Origin of the sequence: Streptomyces sp. NPDC101166 (genome assembly GCF_044768125.1) — a bacterium.
Lineage (GTDB): Bacteria > Actinomycetota > Actinomycetes > Streptomycetales > Streptomycetaceae > Streptomyces.
Genome location: NZ_JBIWPF010000065.1, coordinates 1 through 2,171, shown reverse-complemented (window position 1 = coordinate 2,171; position 2,171 = coordinate 1). Strand labels below are relative to the sequence as shown.

The window sequence follows — 2,171 nt, the reverse complement described above, 5'->3', positions numbered from 1 at the left end:
GGAGGACCCGCAGGCGCCCGCCCTGTTGTCCGGTGGCGAGGAGATCGCGTACCACGTCCTGGACCGCCGCAGCTCCCAGCTGGCGCGTCTGCTCATCGAACGCGGCGCGGGCCCCGGCGACATCGTCGCCGTCGCCCTCCCGCACTCGGTCGACGCGGTCGTGGCGGTCTGGGCCATCCAGAAGGCCGGTGCCGCGGCACTGTTCGCCGACACCCTCTCCTTCGGCGACATCCTCGCCGCCGGAGCCGGTTTCGGCATCGCCCTGGAACCCGCCGCCAGCTCGGTCCGCTGGCTGGTCCCCTCGGACCCCAAGGTCCAGGCCGACCTGACCGCCCGCCCGGCGCACCCGGTCTCCTACAGCGACCGAGTCCGCCCGCTGTCCGAAACCGACCCGGCCTTCATCTACCGCAACGCCGACAACTGGGCCACCCTCACCCAGTCCGAGGCCCTCGACCGCGCGGCCACCCTGCGCGGCGACCACGAGATCGACTACGAGTCGACCACGTACACCACCGCCTCCACCGGCACCGCGGCCATCGACGAGTTCCTGTCGTCCTCGACCGCGGGCGCGCTCTCCGTCCTCCCCACCGGCGACATCCCCGCCGACCTGGAGGACGGCGAGGTGACCCACTGGTTCACCACCGAGGCCGACCCGGCGGGCGACGCGGGCGACGAAATCCGCGTCATCCCCAGCTAGCGGCAACTCGCCGGTGACGAACGAACAAATGTTCGTCACCGGCGAGTCGTCTGCTGAACCGAGCTAGCCTCGACCCCGTTGGCGGTGGTTTCGGGCTTCAGCTGCGAATCGGGGGTGTTTGCCTTGGCGATGCCGGTACATGAGCTGGACAATTCGACTATGCACGTGCCCGCTTCCGATCGCTGGACCGCCGCCGATCTCGATCATCTCCCCGAGAACGGACTCAGGTACGAGGTCCTCAATGGCCAGCTCATCGTGAACGCCGCACCCAAACCGATTCACCAGCGGTTCGTTTCCGTACTGGGGAGAATCCTGGAGGAGGCGCTACCCGAAGGGCTCTACATGATCCCTGGCGTCGGCGTCCTGATCGGCGACGACGAGCCGATCCCGGATCTGCTGGTCTGCGGTGGGCCGATCGAGTGGGATGACCGGGGGATACCTGCCGCGCAGGTACAGCTCGTGGTGGAGATCGTCTCGAGATCTACCGCCGCGATGGATCGCAGGATCAAACCGGACCTCTACGCGAACGCGGGAATCCCCAACTATTGGCGGCTGGAGACCGCGCGCTTCAAGGGCCAACTGCCCGGCGAAGAACTGCCGATACTGTTCGCCTACGCGCTCGCCGACACCGGTGAGTACGAACTGGTGCGGCGCGCAGCCGCGGGATCCGAGGTCGTCATGCAGCGGCCCTTCGAAATCGCTTTGGACACAGCGAGACTGTTGCCCTAGCTGCCGTCCAGGGGCGGGCTCGTTGCGCCGTGAGAGCCGCTCGCGATAACTCGTTGAACAGCGAGTTCGGACGTATCGTGGGCAAAGCGCCGTGGGGGCGCGCGCGAAGGAGGGGCTTGTGACGAGCAATGGGCAGTTGGCGCTCGAGCTGAGCGGGCTGTACAGGAGATTCGGTGGGCCCTGGGTGGTCGAGGGGGTGAGCCTGGCGGTGCCGCCCGGGTCGTTCTTCGGGCTGGTGGGACCCAATGGCGCGGGGAAGACGACCACGCTGTCGATGGCGGTGGGGTTGTTGCGGCCCGATCAGGGGCTGGCGCGGATCTTCGGGCACGACGTGTGGGCGGACCCGGTCGCCGCGAAGGCCGTGGTCGGGGTGCTGCCGGACGGGATGGCCTTGCCGGAGCGATTGACCGGGCGCGAGCTGTTGAACTTCACCGGGCTGCTGCGCGGGATGGACAAGGCGACCGTGGTCGGGCGGGCGGACGAGCTGCTGCACGTGCTCGAGCTCGACGGCGCGGAAAACACTGTGGTCGTTGACTATTCGGCCGGTATGCGCAAGAAGATCGGGCTGGCCACGGCGCTGCTGCACGCGCCGAAACTCCTGGTGCTGGACGAGCCGTTCGAAGCCGTGGACCCCGTCTCGGCGGGAACCATCCGGACGATCCTGCAACGGTTCGTGGCCGCCGGGGGATCGGTGGTCCTGTCCAGTCACGTGATGGCCCTGGTGGAATCGATCTGCGATCGGGTG

3 protein-coding genes are annotated in these 2,171 nt (G+C 68.1%); all 3 read left to right on the top strand.

What is annotated here, in order from left to right; genetic code table 11:
• The coding region (locus ACIRS4_RS36270; RefSeq protein WP_404204226.1) for an AMP-binding protein at window positions 1-697 on the top strand (697 nt) is incomplete at its 5' end.
• Window positions 698-781: 84 nt separating this feature from the next.
• Window positions 782-1,426 (top strand): Uma2 family endonuclease, encoded by a 645-nt coding sequence (locus ACIRS4_RS36265; RefSeq protein WP_404204228.1) that lies wholly within the window; start codon window positions 782-784, stop codon window positions 1,424-1,426.
• Between the two features lie 118 nt (window positions 1,427-1,544).
• On the top strand, window positions 1,545-2,171 hold a 627-nt coding region (locus tag ACIRS4_RS36260; protein ID WP_404204224.1), incomplete at its 3' end, for an ABC transporter ATP-binding protein.